We start from the raw sequence: 25,785 nt of genomic DNA, 5'->3' as shown, positions 1-25,785 counted from the left end.
TGCAGAATTTAAAAAGGGAGGTCGTCTTCAGGTGCAGCTTCAAGTCCGACAGGAGGATAATCGATTTCAGGAACCTGATCCGGGGTTTCCCTTGTTTCAGTAGTGCTTTCCTTTTTACCCAGAATCATGAAATTGCTGGCAATTATCTCAGTAAATTTTTTTTCAACATTGTTTGAATCCGTGTAAGTACGTGTCGTAATACGACCTTCAATGAACACCTGGCTGCCTTTTTTCAGATATGTCTCAGCACGGTCGGCCAGAAATCCGAATGCACCTATATTATGCCAGGTCGTATCATCTTTCCAGTCACCGTTTTTGTCTTTATATCTTTCTGTGGTTGCCAGAGTGAAAGTTGCTTTTTTTGAACCTTCACTGAATGTTCTGATTTCGGGGTCACGTCCCAGATTCCCGATTAAAAATACTTTGTTTAATGATGCCATTTTAAAAAAATTTAAGGATTAATCACCCACAAAGTTAAAGTTTTAAGGATAAAAATAAGGAAAATTTTAATCTTCTGAAAAACGCAGAAGCATATTTCTGTAAGCATTAAAGATATTTGCACGGGAAACGAAGCCTATATATTTACCGTTGTCCACTACCGGAAGATTCCAGTGTCCGGAGGATTTAAATTTCTCCATAACAATATCCATATTATCCTGCATGGTTACCAGTTCACCAGGTTGTATCATCAGGTCTCTGACAAAAACATTGTCGTACATTTCCTGCTCAAACATAATTTTTCTGATGTTATCCAATGGTATAAGCCCCAGAAAATCACCGTCTTCACTTACGACCGGAAAAATATTTCTGACAGATTCCTTGATAAGTTTTACTAAAGTTCTCAGGCTGTCGTCAGGACTAACTGTTAAAAAGTTTTTCTCGACAAGATCGGGAACTTTCAGCAAGGTCAGGACAGTTTTATCTTTATGATGAGTGAGGAGGTCGCCTTGCTTTGCCAGTTCAGAAGTGTAAATAGAATATTTTTCAAAATATCTCATGGTGGAATAGGAAATGGCAGAGGTCATCATCAGCGGAATGATGAGATCATAGCCCGAAGAAACCTCAGCAATCAGAAAGATAGCGGTCAGCGGGGCGTGTAAAACCCCGGCAACAGTGCCTGTCATGCCTACCAGAGCTGCACTGATGAGTGAAACATCCATGTTAAATAACTCATTGGCAATGAGGCCTGAAGTATAACCCAGCAGGCTCCCCATAAACAGGGAAGGAGCGAAAATCCCACCTATTCCTCCTGCTCCTAATGTGGCAGCGGTTGCAAATGTTTTAAAGAAAACCATGCTCCCAAGGAACAGGATGACCATCCATACATTATCACGGAATGGAAAAAATAATGAAGATTTCAGCAAAACATCATGGTTCCCCTGCAGCAGGAAGTTGATGGATTCATAACCCTCGCCAAAGAGTGGGGGAAATATAAAAATCAGAACACCCAGAAAAACACCTCCGGCTAAAATTTTGGTAAAAGTATTTTTAATATTGTTAAAAAATCCGGAGACCATATAGAATCCCCTTGTAAAATGGACAGAGAAAAATCCCGTAAGAATTCCCAGTAAAACGAAGAATGGGACTTCATGAAAAAAGAAGGCATTTTTCATGTCGGGATGCAAAAGGACATCTCTTCCAAAGAAAAAATAAGAAGTCAGAACGGCTACGGAAGAAGCCAGAAGAAGGGGAATCATGGAAGAAAGGGTGAGGTCGAGCATCAGCACTTCAATAGAAAAGATGACAGCCGCAATGGGAGCTTTAAACATGGCTGCCATAGCACCTGAAGCCGCACAAGCCATCAGGAGAGCACGGTTGCGAAAGTCGAGACGAAGTAAACGACCTACGTTTGAGCCAATCGAAGCTCCGGTGCTGATAGTCGGACCTTCCAATCCGACACTTCCCCCAAAACCAACTGTAAAAGCACTTGTAATGATGGAAGAATAGGTCGAATGAAGTGGCATTATTGCATTTTGACGCGAAATGGAAAGCAGTGTGGCCGGAACTCCATGTCCCAATGGTTTTTTTATGATGTATTTGATAATCAAGGTCGTAAATAAAATTCCCATAAACGGGTAAAAAAGATACAGGTAATTGATATTCAGGTCACTGAATTGTTTAACAAGGACTTCCTGAATAAAATGAACCGTGTTTTTCAGTACTACAGCAGCCAATCCGGTCAGCAGACCAATCAACACACTCAGGATAAGGATAAAAGGCTTATCTTTGATGTTTCTTACACGCCACATCAAAAACAGCCGGAGATATTTTTCAAAACGGTTCAAAATACAGCTTTATCGTAAAAACCAGATGATTTATGATGTTTCAAAAATAGTTTTTAATTGAATATTCCCTTCATTGACCTCAAAAAAAGAATAATCAGCAGTTACAGCATCCAACATGTTTTTCATTCTTTCATAGCTGGTGTCGGTAATAAAGACCTGACCAAAATCGTCATTTGTAATCAAATGTAGCAGGTTTTGAAATCTTTTTTCATCGAGTTTATCCATGAGGTCGTCAAGGAGCAGAACAGGTCTGAAATTTTTATGGTTTTTTATCAGGATATATTCAGCCAGTTTTACAGCCAGCAGAATGCTTTTTTTCTGCCCCTGTGAAGCAAATGATGTTGCTTCTTTACCATTCAGGCGTATGTTGATGTCGTCCCGGTGTATTCCGGTAATTGTCCTGCCGGCTGAGATATCATCTTCTTCCATTTCTGTCAGAATATTTTCAGCTGATTTTTCATTTAAAACAGAAACATAGGAAAGACTGATTTCTTCCTTTTTATTCCCAATGCCAGCATAAAATTCAGAAGCCAGCTCGTTCAAATCTTCAATATATTGCTTACGGATCAGGAAAATGGGACTGGATGTTTTTATTATTACCTGATTGTAAGCCTGAAGCAGCTTTACATTCCGGCTGCCTTTTTCATTCATCCAGCGAAGCAGGGCATTACGCTGCTGAAGTGCACGGTTATACTGAAGTATCAGATTGAGATAATTCTGGTCTGTTTGAGAAATCAGGCGATCAAGAAATTTTCTTCTTTCTGTACTGCCATTGTCGATCAGCTCAATGTCGTAAGGTGTAACCATAACCAAAGGAAAACGCCCGATGTGGTCTGAGATTTTTTCATAATCTTTTTGATTGGCTCTGATCCTTTTTTTACTTCCGTTTGCAAGGGCTACGAAAACTTCCGTAATCTCTCCGTTGATGTCATTGACCTGCCTGAGGTTGAAGTAAAGCTTGCCTTCCTGAATGTTCCTTACATCATTACCGGAAAAATAACTTTTTCCCATCGAAGTGTAGTAAATGGTATCGAGCATATTGGTTTTTCCGGCTCCGTTTTCTCCTGTAAAACAAATAAATCGGGAAGAAAAATTCAGGTGGACAGACGATAAGTTTTTATAATTTTCAATATGTATCTCCCTGATTTTAAACACCTGATTTTTTGACAAAAGTAGGAATCCAAAGCTAAAGTACTGAAAAATAATTGCATAATATTTGTGAATTAAGTCAACTTTAAAAATCATGGCAAGAATTCTGGCAATAGATTATGGTTTGAAACGGGTTGGTATTGCAGTTACCGACAAGTTACAGCTTATTGCCACTTCACTGACCACAGTTGAAACAACCGGCCTCCTTTCATTTTTGGAAGATTACCTTAGAAATGAAGAAGTTGAAAAAGTTGTGATAGGATATCCGGTCGATTTATCCGGAAATGAGACAGATGCCACTCCGGCTGTGAAAAAATTCATCAAACTTTTTCAAAATAAATTCCCTGATATTCATATAGTTACAATTGATGAGCGTTTAACTTCACGGATGGCCTCCAGGGTAATTATCGAAAGTGGCCTGAAAAAAATGAAGAGAAGGGAAAAGGAGCTGGTGGACAAAGTCAGTGCAACCATCATTTTACAATCTTATCTCGAAATCCATAACAGATGATCAGAAGAATTACAGCGTATGGCGATCCCAGATTGCGACAGCAAAGTGAAGACATTAATCCGGATTATCCGGGACTTGACGTATTGATAGCTGATATGTTTGAAACCATGTATTCAGCCAGTGGGGTCGGGCTTGCTGCTCCCCAGATCGGACTGAGTATCAATTTATTTATTATCGATACTACCCGTGTTGACAACTACCCTGAAGGGAAAAAACTCGTTTTTATCAATCCCGAAATCCTTGAAGAAAGCGGAAAGTTGTGGAAATATGAAGAAGGATGCCTGAGCCTCCCGGGAATCAGGGAAGACGTTGAGCGGCTTGATACAGTTACCATCAGGTATCTGGATGAAAATTTTAAAGAGCAAACGGAAACTTTTACCGGAATCAACGGAAGAGTGATTCAGCATGAATATGATCATCTGCTGGGTGTTTTATTTATTGACCTGATTTCCCCTCTCAGAAAACGGCTCATCCGCAAAAAGCTGGATGCCATTCTGAAAGGTACGGCAGATGCCGGTTATCCCATTAATTTTTACAGGGCTAAAAAACACTGATTGACCTGTTGCCTCATTTTCTGAAAAATTTATATACCTTTTTCTCTTTCAACATATAATTACTGTTTATGCGGAGAAAGTATATCCCTGAGGGCAGTTTACTTAAGTCAATTGATTCTGAATGACGACAGGAGTTATTGTAATACAGTAATTTACCACAAACATCAGTAATCAGTAGCGTATAATCATCTTGTGAAGAAGGATTAAAATGAATGAATATTTTGTCTTCAGATTTTTCGATGGTAAACATGGCAGGGATATCCGGCATCGCACCTGTTTCATTTACAAGCACATAGAAGTCGGTTGAAACAATGCCATGTGAAGGGCAATGATTATCGCTGACAGTAACCGTAAACTGATAAGGTATGACATTGATAAATTCTCTTTTTGTTTTCCAGATCAGTTGCGCCTCCGGATGCTTTGCATATCCGCTGTTACTTGTCCATATTGCCCCCGGCAGACTACCGGAATAGGAGATTAATACAGTGTTGGAAGTGTCGCTGTCAAAAGTCTGAAAATGAAAAATTACGGAATCTCCTGCTTTAACCTCTTTATAGGTGGTGTCGTAAATCAATTCAGGGAGATGGTTGATGGGGTAGTCCATAATGGCTACATACATTTCGCGTCTGAGCGAGGCAAGCATTTTCCCCTGTGCAAAAAGCTCATAAAGAACAGATAAAACAGTTGTTTGTGCAGTATCGCCTGTAAATGAGAGTGTCCCATCTTCTTTCGACAAGTGAAAACCGGATGGAAAATCCAGAGATGTATCCGGGAATCCCCTGAAAAACAAAGGAGTAGAAAAAGTATAAGGACTGTCAAAAATAAAAGATGAATTGTGTGAATTTTTTGGGGTGGCCAGTCTGCACCTGACAGAGTCTATAGTTAAGCCTTTGGAAGTTATCTGAATCCCTTGCGAATAAATAAGTTCAATATGTGTAATATAGACAAAGGCAGAAGGATTTGCATAGCTGATTGAAGTCTCCTGCATCAGACACCTGTTAAGGGTGCTTTCCGTGTAAAAAGGTTGATTTATTGAAGTTGTTTTTAGATTGAGCGACCGGCAACAATCCTGAAAATTAAATCTCAAAGCACAACAATTCAGGGTGTCGGGCAATATTAACAGTTTCTGAAAAATAAACTGTTCAAAGCCGAAAGGAAAAACACTTTTTGGATTCTCACATCTGCTACCTCCCATCAATGGACAGGCATAGGTAATGTCGGTTCCTGCCGGGACATCAATCTTCAGCTGAGTTAATAATATTTCATTTTCAGCACAGAAAACGTTTATGGTTACAGGAGTTAAAACATCTCCTAGGCAATCTCTCACCAGCGTCAGCCTGACGAGAATACTGTCTTTTCCTGCTACATCAAATGAAAATTCACCGGACAAATACCGGTTACCACTGACAAATAGCTGAAAATGAATAAAAATGAGAAACAGATATGTTTTTTTCATCCGGTAAATTTCAGGGTTAAGTGCCCGCAAACCAAAAAAGTTACAGAATCTTAATGTCTTTGATTATCTCCTGACCCAAAAACCGGTTGATAACAGTTTTCAGCCTTGCTTTTAAAAAAATCAGTTCCTGCTTCACAACAGATGAATTGACTTCAATAAAAAGAACATTTTCTTTGATGAAAAGGTTGGTGGTATGCCGATAAATAAGCTCTCCTGCTATTTCCTGCCAGTGTTCGGTAATTCTTCTTTCATCAAATTTAATTCTCAGATTGTAGTGTTCAATAAACTTATTGATAGCTTCCTTCAGCGTAACCTCATCTTTCCTTGCGACCATATTATTGCAGACTATCTTGTCAGCGTTATCTGATAACTGATGGTATTACCGTCAACATTGATTCTGATCAAATAAATTCCTTCGGCATAATGGCTCAGGTCAAGCGTGGTTACATATTGCTGAATTCTTTCAGGCTTTCCGGAAAAGATCAGTTCGCCTAAAGAATTATAGATACTGGTAACTACATTGGCTTCATTCCTGAGATTGAAATTAATATTGATCACACCGGAAGAAGGATTTGGATAAACGGCAATTAAGTCATTGAAACCATTTTCGTCTATAGATTCAGGGTGCCCGACTTTAACCACTCTGATTACCTGTTTTGCCTTATTTCCTGAAGGGTCAGTAACATCATATTTGTACCAGTACCAGCCATCCTTGTTGATGTTAATATTGTCTGTTACCAAAGGTTTTAAGCCGGTGTAGTAATTGTCGGTGATGACGACACCCGGGTCATCAACAGGGCCGCCAAGCGGAACAATAAGTGTATCGGGCCCGACAAGGGTAATTACCGGAGCCACCGTATCAACGACATAAACGGTTCTTTTCACAGGATCAGAGAAATTACCGTTTTTGTCATAAGCAATGTAGCTGACAAAATATGTGTCAACTCTACCTGTATCGACAAGATTCTGAATGACCAGATTGGCACTAACGTCTCCGTCAAGATTATCGGTGGCAGTGGCACCTGATTCAATATATGGAAAATGAACAGCAACAATCTGAGGATTAGAACCTTTAAGGGATACAACAGGTTTGGTTTTGTCGGGTGTTACAAATACATCCCTGACTTCTTCAGTTGCTTTATTCCCTTTGCTGTCCGAAACATTGTATTTGACATAATACTGACCTACTTTATTGACATTAACATTGGTAGTCAGAATTATCTGTGAAGAAAGATCACCTTCAACTGCATCAATGGCAACAGCTCCGGAATCAATATAAGGGTATCCGATCTCTGTCATGGTGGGATTATATCCTTTCAGGGTAATTTTAGGAGGAGTAACATCTTTGGAAATGATGATACGGTAATCTTCAATTTCGCCAAATTGATTTGGTCCGCAGGGTGTGTGGGCATAGCCGGAATAATTGTAGCTGACCCTCATTCTGGTCGGGCCAAGTATCGCAGTGGAGGGAACTTTTAATGTCCCATTCCATTGTGTTGCCTGCTGGGAAGCAATAGATGCTGCTAATTCATCGGGCTCTGTAAACACACCATCCTGATTGTAATCAATCCATATCTTTTTACTGAATGAATAAGGCAGATTGGGACTTTGAACGGTAAAAGCATAAGTTCCTCCAACTTCAAGGATAGTGGATTTAGTGGCAGAATAATCGGTATAGGCTGCTTTACCGGCTTCTGAAGAGTTGTCAAGGGTATTTAACATGACACGTGTAATACCCCAGTTGCTTTGCAGATTGCTGACACCCGGCCTGCAATAGGCAAAAATATTCAGGTAAGATTGTTTTAAAAGAGAGTCTGTTCCAAAGCCATTGGAAGATTTGAGTTCAACGTCATATTTTCCCGGAGTGGAGATTTTTGCCTGTATGACAGGGAAATTATTTCCTTCCGGGTTAACTATCTTTTCATTGGGTGGCGTAAATACCCATTGCCATTTATTAGGCCCGAATTTAGACAGGTCGGTAAACTCTATAATGTCTGAAGTATCGGCATTTAAACGATCTGCTTTAAAGTCGGCAAGAGGCTTACGGGTAGGATTTATTACCTCAAACTCATTGGTCGTAGAATGTTCGTCTGCACAGTTGACAACTTTCATGTAAACATACTGATGTTTTGGAGTTGAAAACTGGTAAATTCCGTTGTAGCTTGAATCGTCAATGCTTCCATCATAGTCAAAATCCCAGTAAGTTTTATCTACTCTTCCTTTGGAAGTATTTTTAAAATAGGTAAAAGCACCTCCGGTATAGGCAGTATCGGGATATTCAAAAGAGGCAACCGGAGTGGCAACAGGTTTAACCCACCAGTCGGCCACAAATCCGGTAGCTGTGGTATTTGAGTTTGTAACTTCTTCGATATACATAAATCCGCTTTCGGCAACAATGGGTGAAGTAAAGGAAGGCGGAGCACCGAAGGTAAATCCTGAACCGGGGTGCAATGGCTTGCCGGTATTATCTTTCCCGTCATAAACCCTGAGATAGTCTCCTGCTGCAAAATCAAATTTTGAAAACTTCAGGTAAACTTTTTCACCGCAGGGTTTTAAGAGTAAGGCATAGTTTTCATTATTCAGGTAGTTTCCGCTAGGGCCTCCTCCATCGAAAAGCCTGCCGGCACCAGCATCCTGTTCGAAAGGCCAGGTCCCCATCTGTGCCCTGACAAAGGTTACAACCTTTTTCTTTTTGGTGATTTTCTGGCTAGTGCCAATGTCATTTCCACTTGTCAGACTGATGTCGAAAGCATCAATTCCGTAAAATTCAATGGCAGGGTTTTGTGAAGTGTCGGAAGTGCCATCAGTAAAATACCATGCGCTCCAGTAATCATAAGCTTTTATTTCCCATTTCCAGTGAGTCGGGCCATTGGTGGAAAGATCATAAAACTGAACTTTTTCGCCTTCAGCAACAGTATCTTTATCGGTCATAAAGTCGGCAACCGGAGCCTGAGTGGGCTTGATTATCCGAAGGGTATGTTTGGTAACATGACTTCCGGCACAATTTTCTGCCAGCAAGGCAACGGTATGATAACCAATAGTTGTAAACTTAAAATTCCCATTGACGTGGGTCGAATCATCATAAATGCCGTCATCATCATAGTCCCATTTATAGCTGTTATTTGTTCCCAAAATGGTTTTATTGAAAAATGTTACCGGCCCGTTGAGATAACCAACAGTGTCAGCGTCAATAACGGCTTTGGGTTTGATGTTGGGTACAGCGCTCCATGCAGCACTGAATCCGGTGGCATTGGTAGTCCCATCGGTTATTTCTTCAATATACATGGCCCCGGAATAGGCAGTGATCGGATTGGGTTTAACAGATCCGGTAAATCCATCTCCGCTGAACAAGGGTTTTCCTTTGTTGTCAACCCCGTCATAAATCCTGAGATAATCACCGGAGGCATAGTCAAGGAAATAGAAATTCAGGGTAATAGGCCCGGCACAATTCGGTTGAATGAGGAATCCGCAGGAAGAGTTGTTTTTATAATTGCCGTTGTTTCCGCCTGAATCAAAGATAAAACCGCTGAACAGGTCGGAACGGGGGGCATCGTTGTCGCAAAGCGTGTATTCATTGGTTACTTTGATATAGTTTGTTTTGATTTTTGTATCATCTCCGGCAGGATTGGAGGCTTTTAACGATACTGTGTAGTTACCTGTTTGGGTGTAAACATGGTTTGGATGTTGTACAAAAGCAGAATCTTTGTCTCCAAAACTCCATGTCCACGAACTGGGGTCATTTTTTGATTCATCAAGAAAACTAACCAACTGACCTGCTTTGGCACTCAATGGCATGGCTGAAAAATCGGCAGTTGGCTTTGAATAGTTTTTAACGGTAATGACCTTGGTTACTGAGTCTTTTCCTCTTGAATTGCTGACAATCAGTTTTACATTGTAAGTCCTGATGCTGTCAAAGGAAACAGTAATGTTTTGACTGTATTGGTTGGTGCCGTTTTTAAACTTGAAAGAAGAGGGGGTAATTACCCATTTCCACGATTGAGGTTTATTGACAGAAAGGTCGAGGAAATTGATATTCTGATTGTAATATGGATTGTAGGTAGATGCACTGAAATCAGCAACCGGAGCCACCACACTGTCGATTAAAATGGTCTTTTTAACCGTATCGCGGCATCCTCCCTGAACCGTTGCAATCAGCGTTATTGTGAAAAAGCCTGTTGTATCATAAATATGAGTAGGATTTTTCAAATTTGAAAAGTTATTGTAGCCACTGTTAGGATCACCAAAGTCCCAATACCAGCTTGTTGTGATTCCACCAGTGGTTTCTTCCAGAAATGTAACAGGATTTTTCCAGAGATAACTGTTCCATGAAAAATCAGCTTTTGGTTTATTGACAATGACTGATTTTATGACAGTTCCGTTGATAGCATTGGGAGCATTTGTTTTGGCTGTAAGCTTGACATTGTAAACGCCCGGATTTTTATAGGTGTGTGATGGGTTTTGCGCATGAGAAGTATCACCGTCTCCAAAATCCCATATCCATGAACTGACTTTGTATTGTGTCCCGAAAGTATATGATTTATCAGTGAAGATGGTCGGACTGCCAAGACAGGTAACATTAGAGCTGAAATCGGCAACGGTTTGTCCTGAATCAGCTATGATAATGGAATAATCTTCCACTTCACCGACATCGACAGGGTTTTCACAGGGAAGTGCCGGGGTCCGGAGTGCACCGGGTTGTCCGCGAAAATGAGTAGTAACACGCATTCTGGTAGGCCCGACCGGTGCATTTAAAGGAATCATAAAGCTATCGATAACAGGTCCATAACTTGCATTCGGGGCTACAGGAAGAATACTGTCGAACAAAACTTTTTCGGTAGAATTGTCAAATAGTCCGTCTTTGTTGAAGTCAATCCATGCAGAAACATAGTTTGGATTAACCCCGTTCCCGGTTTCTATTGATAGCTGTTGATAATTATTTTTGTAGAGTTGTGTACTAAGATAAGTGTAGTCCGAATACCCTGTCCCTGAATAATATTGAATACCGTTATTGATAGTGCCTATTGTTACCCTTCGTGTATAAACAAACTGGCTTTTACTTCCTTTTGAGATACAATAACCAATTCTTCGCGAACCTGTTGGGTCAAATACCGTGGGAAAACGCCTCGACACTATATGAATGCCATTGTAACGGGCATCAATGATATTGCCGAGAATAGCATTGCCTGAAATATCATAAGTGAGCCAGAAATAATTTGTCCCTGGTTCGAGCTTTTGTGAAGTGGAAATTTTAAACATGGAAGAAGGATAGGAAATTGTTGAACCAACCTGTGTTTTGGTTGAAAATTCAGGACTTTTTCCGGTAAAAAACAATTTTGCATTGGTGATTTCGGCAGGATTGGTGGTCCCCAGAGTTGAAAAATAAAATGTATCGGCATTCAAGGGTGATAATGTCCCGTTTGTGTTGGTGGTGATAATGATTTTCAATATCTGATTATTATTGGTGCCGGCAACTACCTCATCCGTTATGTCGTGAGAGCAGGTTGTACTGATAAACTTTTGAATATCAGGCTGTTTGATGACTACCTGAAAATCCTGATAATGCACCGAGCTGACATTTGTCGGAGGATTTCCGCCCTGAACGGTAATATTGCTGACACAAGGATCCGGTGGGGTGGCTGTGGCCGATTGGGTACATACCCTCAGGCGGGTAACTCCTAATACAGCATTGGCAGGGATTTTTACACTTGCACGTATAATGTGGTCGCCAGTGTTTTCATAATCTCTGACCAGAAAGAGTCGTTCACTCGATTCAAATATTTTATTCTGGTTAAAGTCGATCCATGCCGTCACGTCCTGCGTGTTTGCTCCGTTACCGACTTTGATGGAAATGGGGTAGGTATAATTAGGAACTACATCAGTTGTCCCTGTGGAATAAGTGGAGTAATCCTGATAAATTACATCAGGATATAGATTCCAGGGTTCTGCGGTGGTAAAGTTAATCTCCCCGAAAGTTACATTAAGTATATGTGTATAAAATCTCGACAACTGCCCGCCTCCTGTATAGGTCGGAGTGCAATAATTCTGGGCATTTGCTGAAATTGTTATTACTAAAATTGTTATTAAAAGAGCGTATAATCTTTTCATAAGGCTGATTTTTTGTAAACGCAATATACTACAATAATTTCGATAATTATCGGGAACACCTGTTTGTAATGAGAAAAATCAGTATGTTTGGATACTGAATCTAAATATGAAGGGTGAAAGAGAGAGAAAAATTATTTTTTCTTAGCGAGGAATCCTGAAAGTTCTTCTTTATCGATTACATCGACTTTGAATCTGTATTTCCCTGTTTTCTGGGATTTGACAGGGGAAATGACCTTTACAATATTTGTAGCTTTTTTAAGACCAGCAACAACTTTCTTTGCCATATTACTTAATTTCTTTATGCAGTGTATGTTTTCTTAAAATAGGATTGTATTTCATCAGCTCAAGTCTGTCCGGAGTATTTTTTTTGTTTTTGGTAGTGATATACCTGGAAGTTCCGGGCATTCCGCTGTCTTTATGTTCAGTACATTCTAAAATGATCTGCTGCCTTCCGCCTTTTCCTTTCTTTGCCATTATTTTAAAATTTTAATCCCTTCCTTTTTCTCAAGTTCAAGAAGGTAATTGTACAAACCTTTTTTGTTGATTGTCCGAAGTGCACTCGTTGAAATCTTTAGCCTGATGGTCTGACCTGTTTCCGGGATAAAGAAATTTTTCATCTGAAGATTGGGTAAAAATCTTCTTTTGGTTTTTTTATTGGAGTGAGAAACATGATTCCCAACCATCGGCCTTTTACCTGTTAATTCACATACACGCGCCATGACTAATTATTTAGGGGGTGCAAATATCTGGAGAAAAAAAATATTGTCAAAATTAATTTTTTTAAAAGTTTTATGCCCTGAAAATACTTATCCGCCAAAATCATCAAAGGCGATATTTTCCTGTGGCACACCAAAATCATCAAGCATTTTAAGCACTGCCGCATTCATCATGGGAGGGCCGCAGAAATAATATTCAATTTCTTCCGGCTCAGGATGAAGCTTGAGATAATTATCGATAATGACCTGATGAATGAACCCGGTGTAGCCTGTCCAGTTATCTTCAGGTAGTGGCTCCGACAAGGCAATGTTGAAAGTAAAATTTGGAAATTCTTTCTCAATAGCTCTGAACTCATCCACATAAAACAGTTCCCTTAATGAACGTCCGCCATACCAGTATGTAACCTTTCTGTCGGTGGTTTTTAAAGTATGGAACAGATGGAAAATATGAGAACGGAGCGGTGCCATTCCTGCTCCACCACCAATGTACATCATTTCACGTTTGGTATGCTTGATATGGAATTCTCCGTAAGGTCCTGAAATAACTACTTTATCGCCTGGCTTACGGGAGAAAATATAGGATGAGCAAATCCCGGGATTTACATTCATGAAGCCTCCTTTCTTCGGATCCCATGGAGGTGTGGCTATTCTGATATTAAGCTTGATGATATTTCCTTCAGCGGGGTGATTGGCCATAGAGTATGCCCTGAAAATTGGCTCTGTATTCTTCATTTTTAAATCCCACATCTTGTACTTATCCCAATCGCTTTTGAATCTTTCATCTACCTCAATGGTTTTATAATCAACCTCAATGGGCGGCACATCAATCTGAATATATCCACCTGGCTGAAAATCAAGTGATTCTCCTTCGGGTAAACGAACGACAAATTCTTTGATAAAGGTAGCTACATTTCTGTTGGAGATTACTTCACATTCCAGTTTTTTAATTCCAAAGACTTCTTTGGGGATAATGATTTCCATGTCACCCCTGACTTTTACCTGGCAACCTAATCTCCAGTTGTTCAATTGTTCTTTACGGGTAAAAAAGCTGGTTTCTGTTGGTAAAATACTTCCTCCACCTGAAATGACACGGCATTTACACATGCCACAGGTACCTCCGCCTCCGCATGCTGAGGGCAGGAAAAGTTTCTGAGCCGAAAGTGCCGAAAGCAGGGAAGTGCCGGCATTGACTTTCAGGTCGTGTTCTCCATTAATCCTTATATTGACTTCTCCTTCGGAGGTGAGTTTCGACCTTGCGTACAGTAATATTGCCACAAGCAACAAAATAATCAATAAAAAAGCTATTGAGCTGATAATGAAGATTTTGAACAAACTTACGGTAAGTAGTATCATTTTTTTAAAATTATTCGATGATTAAATTTTAATTCCCATGAAACTCATAAAAGCAATGGCCATCAATCCGGTTAGAATAAATGAAATACCAAGCCCACGCAGGGGGGCAGGGATATGTGAATACTGAATTTTTTCCCTGATGGCAGCAATGGAGATGATGGCAATAGCCCAACCTACACCAGAACCGAGTCCGAAAGAAAATGCCTCGCCAAATGACTGGTATTCACGTTCTGACATAAAGAGAGAGCCGCCAAGTATTGCACAGTTGACCGCAATAAGTGGCAGAAAAATACCCAATGAATTGTAGAGAGAAGGAGAAAATTTTTCGACCACCATTTCGACCAGCTGAACCATTGAGGCTATGGTAGCAATAAATATGATGAAGGTAAGAAAACTCAGGTCGAGTTCAGCGAAACCGCTTCCTAACCAGGCCAATGCTCCTTCTTTCAATACGTACCTTTCAATAAGATAATTGACCGGAACAGTTATAATTTGTACAAAAACTACTGCGGTCCCGAGACCGATAGCTGTTTTGACATTTTTTGATACTGCCAGGAAAGAACACATGCCCAGAAAATAGGCAAAGACCATGTTGTCGATAAAGACAGACCTGACGAATATGTTAAATAATTCCTGCATGTTTTATTATTTTTTATTTTGTTTCAATCAAATCACGGTTTTTGGTTCTTTGTATCCAGATAATAGTTCCGACAATGATTAGAGCCATTGGTGGTGCTATGATCAAACCATTGTTTTCATAACCGATAGAATAAATGCCAAGCTTTTCAAATACCGGGTAGCCGAGTATTTTCCCAAATCCGAAAAGTTCCCTGATAAATGACACGATAATCAGAATCATACCATAGCCCAAACCATTGCCAAGTCCGTCAATCAGGGAAGGAAAAGGTTTATTGGCCATTGCAAAAGCCTCAAGGCGACCCATCAGGATACAGTTGGTGATGATTAGTCCGACAAAAACGGAAAGTTTTTTACTGACATCATACATATAGGCTTTAAGTATCTGATCTACAAGGATTACCAGTGACGCAATGACTACCAGTTGTACGATGATTCTGATTCGGGGCGGGATAGTGTTTCTGAGCAGAGAAATAATCAGGTTGGAAAATGCAGTAACGATGGTTACTGACAATGCCATGACGATAGCAGGCTTCATCTGAACTGTAACCGCAAGTGCTGAACAAATCCCAAGTACCTGAACGGTAATCGGATTTTCTTTATTCAGCGGATTTAACAGCAGCTTTTTTTCTTTTGCTGAAAATAATGATTGTTTCTGTGTCATAGTATCTTACTGATTCTGTGAGTTTCGTAATTTTTTAAAATAATTTTCGTAACCGGACAGACCATCACGCAACATGGCTTCAAGCCCTTTGCTGGTAATAGTCCCCCCTGATATGCCATCCACGGCATGCTTGTCTTCAGGCTGCGTTTTTCCCTTGTAAACAGTTATGGAAATAAACTTTCCTGTGGCATCCAGTATCTGTTCACCGGGAAATTGGCTTTGAAAGTGTTCCGTATTGATTTCAGCGCCAAGTCCGGGTGTTTCACCTTTGTGGTCGAAGCGGACACCTTTGATGGTATTTAAATCATCCTTGAAAGCAATGTATCCCCAGATTGGTCCCCACAGACCTTTTCCTCTGACAGGAACTACATAATTGATTTCTCCGTCATCGTGGGTGATGACGAAAATGGAAAGGTTCCTTTTTTCCAGTGGCTTTTTGTTTTCAATATACAGGTCAACATCAAAAGCCCTGACACCCTGAATTTCTTCGCCATTACTATTGACCACAATTTGTTTGGTAACATATTTGGCAAAAAGCTCTTTTGCAGTCGAATAGGTGCTTTCAATGCCTGCCGGTGACAAAATGTTCTGAATTTTCTCAATTTCAATATTTTGTTGTTGACGGGGCTTTAACAGATTTGCCGCAGCAGCCAGAACTGTCGCCACCAAAATCGTCAATATTGATGAATAAATAAAAATATACCGATTTGAAAACATAAAAGTGATTTTATTTATTGACTAATTTAACTCTTTTTGTCCTTTTCCTGATGTTGGCTTCCACCACATAATAATCAATCAGGGGAGCGAAAGTATTCATGAGGAGAATGGAAAGCATCATTCCCTCCGGATAAGCCGGGTTAATTACCCTGATTAAAATGGTGAAAATACCAATCAGGAAACCATAGATGTATTTACCGGTATTGGTCTGAGCAGCAGAAACGGGATCGGTTGCCATAAATACGGCCCCGAAGGCAAAACCGCCATAAACAAGGTGCATGACAGGGTCAACGGTTTGCATATATTCATTAGCACCAATCAGGTTGAATATCCATGCCATCAGGGCACCTCCGGCAAAAACAGAAAGCATAATACGCCAGCTGCCTATTCCGGTCAGTAAAAGAATTAAAGCACCAATCATGATGGCGATGAAAGAGGTTTCACCAATGGAACCGGGAATGGTTCCCACAAATGCATCCCATGTTGAGGCAAGTTTATCGAATTCACCCGTTCCGGCATTTCCAAGCGGTGTTGCCGCACTGAATCCATCTACCACCGGCTGACCACCTGTATAAACCCATGGCTCAACACCAGAAATTTTGGATGGATAGGAAAAGAAAAGGAAGGCTCTGGCAACCAATGCAGGGTTAAACACATTCATTCCGGTACCACCAAAAACTTCCTTACCGAAAATAATGGCAAAAGCAGTGGAAACAGCCACCATCCACAGCGGAATAGTAGGGGGCATGATCAGTGGAATAAGAAATCCGGTTACCAAAACCCCTTCATTAACTTCGTGGCCTTTAATCTGAGCAAAGGCAAATTCAATTCCCAGTGCAACCACATAAGATACCACCAATATCGGGAAGAATTTACCAAATCCCAGCCAGAACCTGCTGAAAACAGAGCCATCCAGGCCAAGAGCCAGGTCATGCTGATAGCCAACATTCCAGCATCCGAAAAACATGGCCGGAAGAAGAGCCAGAACCACTATAATCATTGTCCTTTTCGAATCGATGGCATCTCTGATATGTGCTCCGCTTTTGGTTGTATGGTTGGGGACAAACAGAAATGTCTCGAACGCATCGAATGTCGAGTGAAGGAAATAAAACTTTCCTCCCTTTTCAAAGTGAGGTTTGATTTTATCTATTTGATTTCTAAGCGCTTTCAATTTTTCTCGTTTTAAAATTTTATAAAAATTTTCAGCTCATTTCTTTAATCATTAAATCAATTCCTTTTTGAATGATGTCCTGGGAATTGATTTTGGAAGTGCAAACGACTTCGCAAAGGGCAAAATCTTCAGGAGCTACTTCATAAATGCCCAGTTGCTCCATTTTATCAATGTTTTCCGTCAGGCAGGCCTTTAACAGATAGACCGGATAAATGTCGAAAGGAAATACCTTCTCGTACTGTCCTGTAACAATGAAGGGACGTTCGCCTCCATGCAGGTTGGTATCCAGTTTCAGATTTTTCCTGTTGAAAAAATTGAGAAATGTCCTGGAAAAGCTGAATTTTTTGAATCCGGGGCTCAGCCATCCGAACATTTCATAATAATTCCCTTCGGGGATAACGGTTATCTGACTATCGTAAAAACCAATGAATCCTTTTGGATAAATTTTTGTTCCGGTCAGTATATTACCGCTAATCACACGAACCTGATCTGATAAAAGATTGTTTTTCAGCAGGCTTTCTACTTTTGCTCCCGATATGATACGGTAATAAGCAGGTTCTTTAATTTCGGAGCCTGTCAGGGCAATGATTTTTTCAGGCTGATAAATACCTTTTAAAAACAGGCGTCCTATGATGATGACATCTTCAGGATAACAATACCAGACCTTTTCCCCTTTATTGATCGGGTCGATATGATGAATCTGAACACCAACATTTCCTGCCGGATGAGGGCCTTTAAAACGGTTTATCTGAACTCCGGTTGCTCCTGTAAATACGTCAGAAACAGCTTCCCCTTCCCTGATATTCAAATGAATTTTGCCGTTTGTCAGTTTGGAAAGCGCATGAATACCCGCCTGAAAATCTTCTTTATATCCTTGAACAATAAAGTTTTTGTCGGGTGCAAGCGGAGCAGAATCAAATGCAGAAATGAAAATGGCTTTTGGCTGATCGATGGGGTTAGCCATTATGGCATAGGGACGCTGACGTATCAGTGGCCATACACCACTTTTCAGCATCTTTTCAAGAACTTCTTCTCTGCTAAGATTTTTCGGATCAGCTGAGCCAAAATCAATGTACTCCTGTGTTTCATCTTTTTTGATTTTGATTTCAAGCAAAACCCTCTTTTCACCTCTCAACACCTCAATGACAGTACCTGAAACGGGAGATGAAAACATGATTTGCTCGTTGTCTTTGCTGTAAAATAAAGGAGTTCCGGCTTTAACGCTATCCCCTTCCTTTACCAGCAACCTTGGCCTGACTCCTCTGAAATCTGTAGGTTTCAGGGCATATTCTTCGATGCTTAATGCCTCATGTATTTTTTTTTCAGCCTGTCCTGCCAGCTTGATGTCTAATCCTCTTTTAATTTTGATGATGTCTGATGACATTTGCTTTCCAATTAAAAATTGAATAAAAATTTCTTCTGCAAAAGTATTGAATTATTAAATTCATTATTTCTAATCTATGCGAAACTTTTTATACTTGTCTTTGGTTGTGGCTTTAAAGTTGTACGAATTGCAAAATTATCTTACTGAATTCAACCGAATAATGATATTTGTCATTTTTGCACTGGCTCTAAAACACAATAAATGAATATTTTCTTGAAAAAAACCAGTACTTTTTTATTCTTTCTGCTGTTAATGCTGTGCCATCGTACCGGATATTCTTTTCCTGATGTCATTTCCGATACTATTCTGGACAACCAGCTCCAGACCATTTTGTTTTATCAGTCGGGGAAGATTAATTCCTATCCTTTTATCGACATCAATAAACCTGATATGTCGCTTACCCTTGCTTTTGACGACATGAGCGGTGGTTATAAATCATTTGAATATCAGATAGTTTATTGCAATTTTGACTGGACGGTCAGCGAACTTTTCCCTGATCAATACCTGACAGGCCCTGATTATGGATACATTGAAAACTACAATTTTTCCATCAACACTTATATCAGATATACCAACTATTATGTCAGTTTTCCCTCTCGGGGAACATGGTTCAAACTAACGGGGAATTATGCCTTGATGGTTTATCCGGCAGGGAAAAAAGATCAGCCGGTTATTATCCGCAGATTTTATGTGGTCAGCTCGTCAGCCAAAGTGACTGCCGAAGTATTGAGAGCTTCTCAGGCAAGGTTTAAAGCCGGCAAACAGGAAATTGATTTTGAAGTTGATTATCAGGGGCTTGATGTGGCTAACCCCTTACTGGATTTCAAAGTTAGCATCACGCAAAACAAAAGGCAGGACAATGTCATTACACATTTGCAACCCATGTTTGTCAGAAACAATGTTCTGATTTATGATTATGATGAGGAAAATCTGTTTGACGGATTGAGTGAATGGCGTTTCATTGATTTACGCCCGCAGAAATTTCCAGGTCAGGGTGTTCATAAAATTGTTCTCGATTCCTTTTTCAGGTACTACCTGCTGACTGATGAAGACAGGAGCTATCTCGATTATGCCGAATGGAGCGACATCAATGGTGAAAGAATTATAGCAGGAGAAACCCGAACCCTGAGAATGAATGAAATTGACTATGTGAAAGTGTTTTTCAGGTTAAGTACTCCTTACCCCAAGGATGAAGAGATTTATCTTTTCGGGGCGCTGAGCGACTGGAAGATTGATCCACGCTTTAAACTTCATTATGTACCTGAAAAACAGCTTTATATGACAGATATTTTCCTGAAGCAGGGTTACTACAATTATTATTATGTCATTAAAGACCCGGCCTCCGGAAAAGCTGATTGTTTCAGGTTTCAGGGGAGTCACTACGAAACCGAAAATGATTACCTCATACTGGTTTATATGCGTTCCCGTTTCTACAACAATTGGGAAATTGTCGGGTATTCTGTCGTAAACTCAAGAATTTTTTAATATCAATATCCCGGTTTGCAGTTCACCTCAAGCGACCGGACGGTTGTACCGTATTCATTTCTGGCAGTAAGGGTAATTTTTGCTTTTGCCGGCAGGTTTCGGGTGTTGACGACCAGTTTCCCGCTATCTGCATTAAAGGTGTACTGGCTATTTTCAAGTTCTTTCCCATTGACCTGAACCGTCAGGCCGTCTGCATCCTGAACATTGATTACATCAGCTGTCAGATATAGACTGCAATCAGCGGAATAATATGGATTCTCAACGGGTGTTGTTATTGTAACCAACGGAAGTTTTTCACCACCGGAACAGACAAATGAAATGCTCTCAGATTTACTTCCAGCTTTGTTTGAAACATTGATGGTGAAAGTGGTTTTTTCTACAAATTCACGGGTGATGTTCAGCAATCCGGTAGCTTTATCAAACTGATAGTTGGAGGCAGGTAATATTTTTCCGTTTTCCCTGACGTCAAGTTTCCCGTCATCTCCAAAATCAAGGATTTTTGCCTGAAGAACAGCTCTGCAGGTGCTGATTTGTGCAGGATTCGAGGCCGGTGACAGAATTTTTATGTCAGGAGTTTTTACAGGTGGAGGACATTTGATTGTTACCTTGTCTTCTGCACTGCCGCCTTCATTTTTAACGACTATACGGAAAGTGGTTTCTCCGCTCAGACCCTGGTCAAACATGATTTCACCTTCTTCTTCATTAAAATTGTAATACATTCCATCCAGAACAGAGCCGTTTTTGTAAATGGTAATCTGGTTCTTAGACGTGATTTTTTTTGTTTTAGCGATTACGTAAGCATTGCATTGTGCAGATAAATACGGGTCGGATGAAGGGGTAATAATGACCACTTCCGGAGGATCAGCTTTCTGCAGGCAATTGATGGTAACTTCTGCACCGGATGTCCCTGCACTGTTGGTTGCAGTAATTTTAATTGTACTGCTTTGAGGCAATGCTTTAATAAAACTGATATTCCCTGTTGCTGCATCAAAATTAAATTCGGAGGCGGTAAGCTTCTGATTGCCTGCAAAAATGGAAATATTGTTTTTGTCGGTAACATTTTTAACATTTGCCCTGATATCAGCCTTACAGTCGTAAGTATTATATGGGTTCAGTGCAGGCTGGGTGATGGTTACAACCGGTGGCAATACCGGCTCAATACAGGTAATTGTTTGTCTGGCAGTTGCTGAGCCATCCTGATTACTGACTGTGATTTCAAAATTTACCGTTCCTTTGACATTCCTTTTAACCCTGATAGTTTTTGTGGCAATATCGAACTCAAAGTCATTTTGTGTAAGCAGCGTATTTCCTTCTTTAACAGTAATTTGCGATTTGTTTTCGATATTTGTTACGGTGGCCTGTATTATTGCATTGCATTCGCTTGTCATGAAAGGATTTTGCGTGGGCTGTACAATTTTTACTGTAGGTGGTTTTTTAGGTATCTGGCATTGAAAGGTGGTTTTGGCTGAAGAAGTTCCGCTTTCATTCGTAACAAATATTTCATAAACGGCTGTACCTGCAAAGTTTTTGGTTAAAGTTACCTGCTGTTTGACAGGATCGAATGTGAACAGGTCTGACTGGATCGTTACTCCGTTTTCCTTAATGTTAATCTGACTTTTTTGACTGATATTGGTGGTTTTGGCTATTACTGTGGCTTTACAATCTGTTGTTACATAGGGGCTGATGGCAGGACTGCTTATCACCACAGTAGGCGGAAGAATTTTAGGTTGGCATTTAATGGTTATTTTTGCCGTTGATGTACCTGCCTGGTTGGTGGCTGTAATTTCGTATAACTGCTCTCCCACAACTGATTTGTTTAAACTAAGCAATCCGCTTGACGGGTCAAAACTCCAGAGATTTTCCGGTAACAGGCTGCCGCTTTCCTTAACCGAAATCTGAGATTTGGTGTTAATATGCCTGATAGTGGCTTTAAGCCCGGTATTACAGTCAGGACTGGTGTATGGATTGGTGGTAGGTTGTGTGATGGTAATGACCGGAAGCTCTGGTTTGGGCGTACATTCAATTACCAGAGAAGCAACTGCGCTGCCCGATGGCGTATTGACTTTTATTTCAACTATACTTTTGGTACTGACATTTCTGGTGAAGCTGATAATTCCGCTGGCCGGATCAAAAGAAAAGGCTTCAGATGTCAGTATGGTTCCGTTGTCTTTTATCGTTATCTGATTTTTTAAAGTTACATTCGTGGCCAATGCTTTTACCTGAACATTGCATTCACTTGTTTTGAATGGATTCTGAACCGGAAAGGTGATCACAATTTTCGGGAGCTTTTGTTCCTGTCGCTGGCATCTGATGGTTGCTTTTGCCGATGAAGTTCCTGCCGTTGTGGTGGCGGTCAGTTCAAAGTTGCTTTCTCCTGTAATGTTTTTGGTATAACTAACCATATTTTCGGCTGCATCATAAAACCATGAGGATGATGGGACAATGCTACCATTTTCTTTTAGTACAAGTTGGTTTTTGTTCTCAATATTTTTAACACTGAATTTTACTTTTGCAATACAATCAGCTGACAGATAAGGACTTACATTTGGTTCGACCAGGGTAACCACCGGAGGTAAAGCTTTGGGCAGGCATTCGACCACCAGAGAGGCCGAGGCAGTTCCATTGGCTGTTGTAACCTTTATTTCAATGTTGCTTTTCCCGCTGAAGTCTTTTGTCATGGTGATAACTCCTGAATTGTCAAAAGAATAGGAAGTGGAAGGAATTACAACACCGTTTTCTTTTATCATAATCTGCGATTTATTGGTAACATTTGTGGTATTGGCACGAACGCTTACCTTGCAATCTGTGGTTTGATACGGGTTTTGCTGCGGACTGACAATGGTGATGCATGGTTGAAGTGATTTTTTGTCGCAATTTATCGTTGCAGAGGCTTTTGAATTTCCTGCTTCATTTCTTGCGGTTATTTCAAATACCGAAGTTCCACTGATTTCTTTACTGATACTGACAATGCCGTTGGCATGGTTATATTTCCAGAAAGAAGTATTCAGACTGAAACCGTTTTCAGTTACGGTTAATTGCTCAGAGCCTTTAATGTTTTCTACCAGAGCATAAACAATTATATTACAATTACTTGTAACAAAAGGATTTGCCTTTGGTTCGGTAATCGTTACTTTTGGTAATGGCGGAAGTGCTTTTAAACATTTGATTTCAACGGCATCTTCTGCACTCCCGGCTTCATTTCTGACGACAATTTTTATGACAGCACTTCCGGAGAGTAACTTGTTGATTTTCAGAATTTTGGCATAACTGTCGTAGGTGTAGTAAGTTGAAGACAATTGATTTGATCCTTCAAAAACGCTTATCTGATTGATATTCTCTATGTTCTGTATAGTTGCCGTGATGTTTGCCCTGCAATCCTCTGTGGTAAAAGGATTGACTGAGGGATTGGTTATTTCAACGAAAGGAGTTTTGGGGAGTTGTTTGCATTGAATAATCGTGCTGGCTGAAGCAGAGCCGTTTTCATTCTGAACCTTAATGACGAAGGTACTTGATCCACTGATGTTTTTATTTATCTTTATCAAACCACTGACCGGATCAAAGGTGAAAAAGGAAGATGACAATAAATTCCCGTTTTCTGTGATGCTGATTTGAGATTTGTTTGTAATTCCGGTGGCGAGTGCCCTGATGTCTGCTTTACAATCGCTTGTAATAAAAGGGCTTACTGAAGGAAGAGTGATTTTAACTTCTGGTTTATTGGAAGGTTTTCGGCAATCAATGACTACTTCAGCAGAAGTAGTTCCTGCCTCGTTTCTTGCGGTGATGACAAAAACCGAGCGATCTTTAATATTCTTATTGATAATCAAACGGTTATAGGTGTTGAAAGTGTATTCAGCTGCCAGCAGGGGAGCATTATTTTCTGTAACGGTGATGTTTTCTTTCCCTTTTATGTTTTCGATGTGAGCAATTATTTCAGCAAAGCAGTTGTTTGTCTGAAACGGATTGGCCTGCGGTTTTTCAATGGTTATGATGGGTTTATTAATTTTAGGTGTGCAGTGGATGTGCTGAAACTTGATGGCACTACCATATTGGTTTGTGGCAATAATCTGGTATTCACTGTTTTGTGTAATAGTCTTTTCTATTTTAAAAGTACCTGTTTCAGGTCTGAAAAAATAAGCCGTTGGCGGGAGAACCACATTGTTTTCTTTGATAACCAGTTGCTGGGCAGAGGTGAGGTTGGTTACACTTCCTGTTATATAGGTTTTGCAATCGGGGCTCAGATATGGATTTTGCTGAGGTTCTGTTATGAAAATCTGTGGCCTGCGCGGATCTTCTGTTTGGGGTTTTGTTTTGTCTTTCTTTTTGGTTTCATCACTTCCTCCTAATAAAAATTTCAATCCCAAAACGGTATAGTGGTAAATGTCATCATCCGTTGAGCGAATATTGTTTTTATCCCACTGCTGCCCATCCAGCAGGTCTGTATTGGTCCAGGTAACTTTATGTTCGATTCCAACTGCAATTCGTCTGGTAAGCTGAACCCCGAGCCCTATGCCTGCAGAAGGGCCAAAAAGCAGTTCAGGTCCTGCTAAATTGTCGCCATAAGATTCGTATTTTTTATCCAGCATGCTTTTCAGTTGATCCCTGACGAAATCTTTTGTTCCGGGCATGACGGACGAATAGTCGTACATATTTCCAAAACCATCAACTGCATTGATGGTAGCTTCATACGAAGCAAGGCTGAATCCTCCCCATCCATAAAGCAGTATATGCGTTTTTAACCACAACTGATTGAAATACAACATTAATTCACCTGAAAAATCAGTAATTTTTGTCCGGTAATTGTTGTAAACATATCCCGGAGAAGAGGCATAATTAATTAATGTATTTCGTGTGCCATTCAGTGCAACATTGTTCTGTATGCCGCTAAATGACTGATAGTCAAGTCCTTTTGATATTCCATGAAGGTAACGTGCTCTCAGCGAAAAGCTGAAAAAATCATCACTCCCGGGTTTTAATATGCGTTCAAGGGTAAGGCCATATCCAAATCCAGGTAATCGTTCAACATCGCTGCATTGGTAAAGGTTTCCTATGTTAAACCCTAAGCGGAATTTAGCGTTTTTTGAAGTGAGTGTGATATTCTGTGCCTGCAATGAAAAGACAATGCCCAATAAAAAAATAACGAAACTGATTTTTTTCATCTGATAGTTTTTGATATGCAAAGATAGTTACAAAATAATGCCAATCAGATCCAGCATTGACACATGAAAATATACCCGGATCATTAAACGCAATTATCAGCTTTTTAACATCGGTTTAAAGTGATCTAGCCCCCTAAACATTAATACTAAATTAGTGAATTAAAAACACTAATTCAGACATATAATAAGAACGTGGACAGGAGAAGAAGAAGAGGCAATTCTGAGAGATGTAGAGAAACCCGGGATTGTTATTGGCTGCCGTAAACATGGGATTTATGTGATCTAGCCCCCTAAACATTAGGACTAAATTAGTGAATTAAAAACACTAATTCAGACATATGAAAAGAACATGGACAGGAGAAGAAAAAGAGGCAATTCTGAAAGATGTAGAGAAACCCGGGATTGTTATTGGCTGCCGTAAACATGGGATTTATGCCAAAACT

The 25,785-nt window shown here is 40.2% G+C and carries 20 protein-coding genes; 4 read left to right on the top strand and 16 right to left on the bottom strand.

Features of this window, described 5'->3' with window-relative positions; all coding sequences use genetic code 11:
* Window positions 1-8: 8 nt before the first annotated feature.
* The 3 genes from ssb to GX437_01675 all read right to left on the bottom strand — a co-directional run bounded on the left by ssb (window position 9) and on the right by GX437_01675 (window position 3,440).
* Complete coding sequence (ssb, locus tag GX437_01685; GenBank protein NLJ06360.1) at window positions 9-440, bottom strand: single-stranded DNA-binding protein; 432 nt, start codon at window positions 438-440, stop codon at window positions 9-11.
* A 66-nt stretch (window positions 441-506) separates the two neighbouring features.
* Entirely contained in the window at window positions 507-2,285 is a 1,779-nt protein-coding gene (locus GX437_01680) for a chloride channel protein (GenBank protein NLJ06359.1), read from the bottom strand.
* 30 nt (window positions 2,286-2,315) lie between these two features.
* Window positions 2,316-3,440: a DNA replication/repair protein RecF gene (locus GX437_01675; GenBank protein NLJ06358.1), complete on the bottom strand. Its 1,125-nt coding sequence runs from the start codon at window positions 3,438-3,440 to the stop codon at window positions 2,316-2,318.
* An 88-nt stretch (window positions 3,441-3,528) separates the two neighbouring features.
* Here GX437_01675 and ruvX point away from each other — a divergent pair, with 88 nt between their 5' ends.
* On the top strand, window positions 3,529-3,945 hold the full coding sequence (gene ruvX, locus GX437_01670) for a Holliday junction resolvase RuvX (protein ID NLJ06357.1): 417 nt from the start codon (window positions 3,529-3,531) through the stop codon (window positions 3,943-3,945).
* Window positions 3,942-4,499 (top strand): peptide deformylase, encoded by a 558-nt coding sequence (def, locus tag GX437_01665; protein ID NLJ06356.1) that lies wholly within the window; start codon window positions 3,942-3,944, stop codon window positions 4,497-4,499. Before ruvX ends, def begins: the two co-directional genes overlap by 4 nt.
* A gap of 13 nt (window positions 4,500-4,512) precedes the next feature.
* On the opposite strand, the gene GX437_01660 is transcribed toward def, so the two are convergent.
* The 12 genes from GX437_01660 to GX437_01605 all read right to left on the bottom strand — a co-directional run bounded on the left by GX437_01660 (window position 4,513) and on the right by GX437_01605 (window position 18,701).
* On the bottom strand, window positions 4,513-5,955 hold the full coding sequence (locus GX437_01660) for a T9SS type A sorting domain-containing protein (protein ID NLJ06355.1): 1,443 nt from the start codon (window positions 5,953-5,955) through the stop codon (window positions 4,513-4,515).
* 40 nt (window positions 5,956-5,995) lie between these two features.
* Window positions 5,996-6,289, bottom strand: coding sequence for a DUF721 domain-containing protein (locus tag GX437_01655; GenBank protein ID NLJ06354.1), 294 nt, complete (start codon window positions 6,287-6,289; stop codon window positions 5,996-5,998).
* An 11-nt stretch (window positions 6,290-6,300) separates the two neighbouring features.
* Window positions 6,301-12,060 carry a DUF5011 domain-containing protein gene (locus tag GX437_01650; GenBank protein NLJ06353.1) on the bottom strand — a complete coding sequence of 1,920 codons (5,760 nt, stop codon included), beginning with the start codon at window positions 12,058-12,060 and terminating at the stop codon, window positions 6,301-6,303.
* 131 nt (window positions 12,061-12,191) lie between these two features.
* Window positions 12,192-12,344 (bottom strand): DUF4295 domain-containing protein, encoded by a 153-nt coding sequence (locus tag GX437_01645; GenBank protein ID NLJ06352.1) that lies wholly within the window; start codon window positions 12,342-12,344, stop codon window positions 12,192-12,194.
* 1 nt (window position 12,345) lies between these two features.
* Window positions 12,346-12,534 carry a 50S ribosomal protein L33 gene (gene rpmG / locus GX437_01640; protein NLJ06351.1) on the bottom strand — a complete coding sequence of 63 codons (189 nt, stop codon included), beginning with the start codon at window positions 12,532-12,534 and terminating at the stop codon, window positions 12,346-12,348.
* Entirely contained in the window at window positions 12,534-12,779 is a 246-nt protein-coding gene (rpmB, locus tag GX437_01635) for a 50S ribosomal protein L28 (GenBank protein NLJ06350.1), read from the bottom strand. The genes rpmG and rpmB overlap by 1 nt, the downstream gene beginning before the upstream one ends.
* A gap of 87 nt (window positions 12,780-12,866) precedes the next feature.
* Window positions 12,867-14,129, bottom strand: a complete 1,263-nt coding sequence (locus tag GX437_01630; protein NLJ06349.1) for an NADH:ubiquinone reductase (Na(+)-transporting) subunit F — start codon at window positions 14,127-14,129, stop codon at window positions 12,867-12,869.
* Between the two features lie 21 nt (window positions 14,130-14,150).
* Window positions 14,151-14,768 (bottom strand): NADH:ubiquinone reductase (Na(+)-transporting) subunit E, encoded by a 618-nt coding sequence (gene nqrE, locus GX437_01625; GenBank protein ID NLJ06348.1) that lies wholly within the window; start codon window positions 14,766-14,768, stop codon window positions 14,151-14,153.
* 13 nt (window positions 14,769-14,781) lie between these two features.
* Entirely contained in the window at window positions 14,782-15,429 is a 648-nt protein-coding gene (locus GX437_01620; GenBank protein ID NLJ06347.1) for an NADH:ubiquinone reductase (Na(+)-transporting) subunit D, read from the bottom strand.
* Between the two features lie 6 nt (window positions 15,430-15,435).
* Window positions 15,436-16,146, bottom strand: coding sequence for an NADH:ubiquinone reductase (Na(+)-transporting) subunit C (nqrC, locus tag GX437_01615; GenBank protein ID NLJ06346.1), 711 nt, complete (start codon window positions 16,144-16,146; stop codon window positions 15,436-15,438).
* Between the two features lie 10 nt (window positions 16,147-16,156).
* The gene (locus tag GX437_01610; GenBank protein NLJ06345.1) at window positions 16,157-17,317 is read right to left on the bottom strand and encodes an NADH:ubiquinone reductase (Na(+)-transporting) subunit B; all 1,161 of its coding nucleotides are present in this window, start codon (window positions 17,315-17,317) and stop codon (window positions 16,157-16,159) included.
* A gap of 31 nt (window positions 17,318-17,348) precedes the next feature.
* A complete protein-coding gene (locus GX437_01605) occupies window positions 17,349-18,701 on the bottom strand; it encodes a Na(+)-translocating NADH-quinone reductase subunit A (GenBank protein ID NLJ06344.1) in 1,353 nt (450 codons plus the stop codon).
* Between the two features lie 201 nt (window positions 18,702-18,902).
* Between GX437_01605 and GX437_01600 the strand changes: the two genes are divergently transcribed.
* Window positions 18,903-20,186: a DUF5103 domain-containing protein gene (locus tag GX437_01600; protein NLJ06343.1), complete on the top strand. Its 1,284-nt coding sequence runs from the start codon at window positions 18,903-18,905 to the stop codon at window positions 20,184-20,186.
* Between the two features lie 2 nt (window positions 20,187-20,188).
* Here GX437_01600 and GX437_01595 read toward each other — a convergent pair whose 3' ends face one another.
* The gene (locus GX437_01595) at window positions 20,189-25,342 is read right to left on the bottom strand and encodes a hypothetical protein (GenBank protein ID NLJ06342.1); all 5,154 of its coding nucleotides are present in this window, start codon (window positions 25,340-25,342) and stop codon (window positions 20,189-20,191) included.
* Window positions 25,343-25,680: 338 nt separating this feature from the next.
* On the opposite strand from GX437_01595, the gene GX437_01590 reads away from it, so the two are divergent.
* The coding region (locus GX437_01590; protein NLJ06341.1) for a transposase at window positions 25,681-25,785 on the top strand (105 nt) is incomplete at its 3' end.

This window comes from Sphingobacteriales bacterium (assembly GCA_012517435.1).
Classification (GTDB): domain Bacteria; phylum Bacteroidota; class Bacteroidia; order CAILMK01; family JAAYUY01; genus JAAYUY01.
The sequence above is the reverse complement of the archived record's forward strand: the minus strand, read 5'-3'. Positions and strand labels throughout refer to the sequence as shown.

Excerpts from the sequence above, each read along its gene's own strand:
- GX437_01645 (NLJ06352.1), bottom strand. The coding sequence starts at position 12,344 with ATGGCAAAGAAAGTTGTTGCTGGTCTTAAAAAAGCTACAAATATTGTA.
- GX437_01600 (NLJ06343.1), top strand. The coding sequence starts at position 18,903 with ATGAATATTTTCTTGAAAAAAACCAGTACTTTTTTATTCTTTCTGCTG.
- GX437_01620 (NLJ06347.1), bottom strand. The coding sequence starts at position 15,429 with ATGACACAGAAACAATCATTATTTTCAGCAAAAGAAAAAAAGCTGCTG.
- ssb (NLJ06360.1), bottom strand. The coding sequence starts at position 440 with ATGGCATCATTAAACAAAGTATTTTTAATCGGGAATCTGGGACGTGAC.
- def (NLJ06356.1), top strand. The coding sequence starts at position 3,942 with ATGATCAGAAGAATTACAGCGTATGGCGATCCCAGATTGCGACAGCAA.
- GX437_01630 (NLJ06349.1), bottom strand. The coding sequence starts at position 14,129 with ATGATACTACTTACCGTAAGTTTGTTCAAAATCTTCATTATCAGCTCA.
- GX437_01605 (NLJ06344.1), bottom strand. The coding sequence starts at position 18,701 with ATGTCATCAGACATCATCAAAATTAAAAGAGGATTAGACATCAAGCTG.
- ruvX (NLJ06357.1), top strand. The coding sequence starts at position 3,529 with ATGGCAAGAATTCTGGCAATAGATTATGGTTTGAAACGGGTTGGTATT.
- rpmB (NLJ06350.1), bottom strand. The coding sequence starts at position 12,779 with ATGGCGCGTGTATGTGAATTAACAGGTAAAAGGCCGATGGTTGGGAAT.
- GX437_01660 (NLJ06355.1), bottom strand. The coding sequence starts at position 5,955 with ATGAAAAAAACATATCTGTTTCTCATTTTTATTCATTTTCAGCTATTT.
- GX437_01650 (NLJ06353.1), bottom strand. The coding sequence starts at position 12,060 with ATGAAAAGATTATACGCTCTTTTAATAACAATTTTAGTAATAACAATT.
- GX437_01595 (NLJ06342.1), bottom strand. The coding sequence starts at position 25,342 with ATGAAAAAAATCAGTTTCGTTATTTTTTTATTGGGCATTGTCTTTTCA.
- GX437_01655 (NLJ06354.1), bottom strand. The coding sequence starts at position 6,289 with ATGGTCGCAAGGAAAGATGAGGTTACGCTGAAGGAAGCTATCAATAAG.
- rpmG (NLJ06351.1), bottom strand. The coding sequence starts at position 12,534 with ATGGCAAAGAAAGGAAAAGGCGGAAGGCAGCAGATCATTTTAGAATGT.
- nqrC (NLJ06346.1), bottom strand. The coding sequence starts at position 16,146 with ATGTTTTCAAATCGGTATATTTTTATTTATTCATCAATATTGACGATT.
- nqrE (NLJ06348.1), bottom strand. The coding sequence starts at position 14,768 with ATGCAGGAATTATTTAACATATTCGTCAGGTCTGTCTTTATCGACAAC.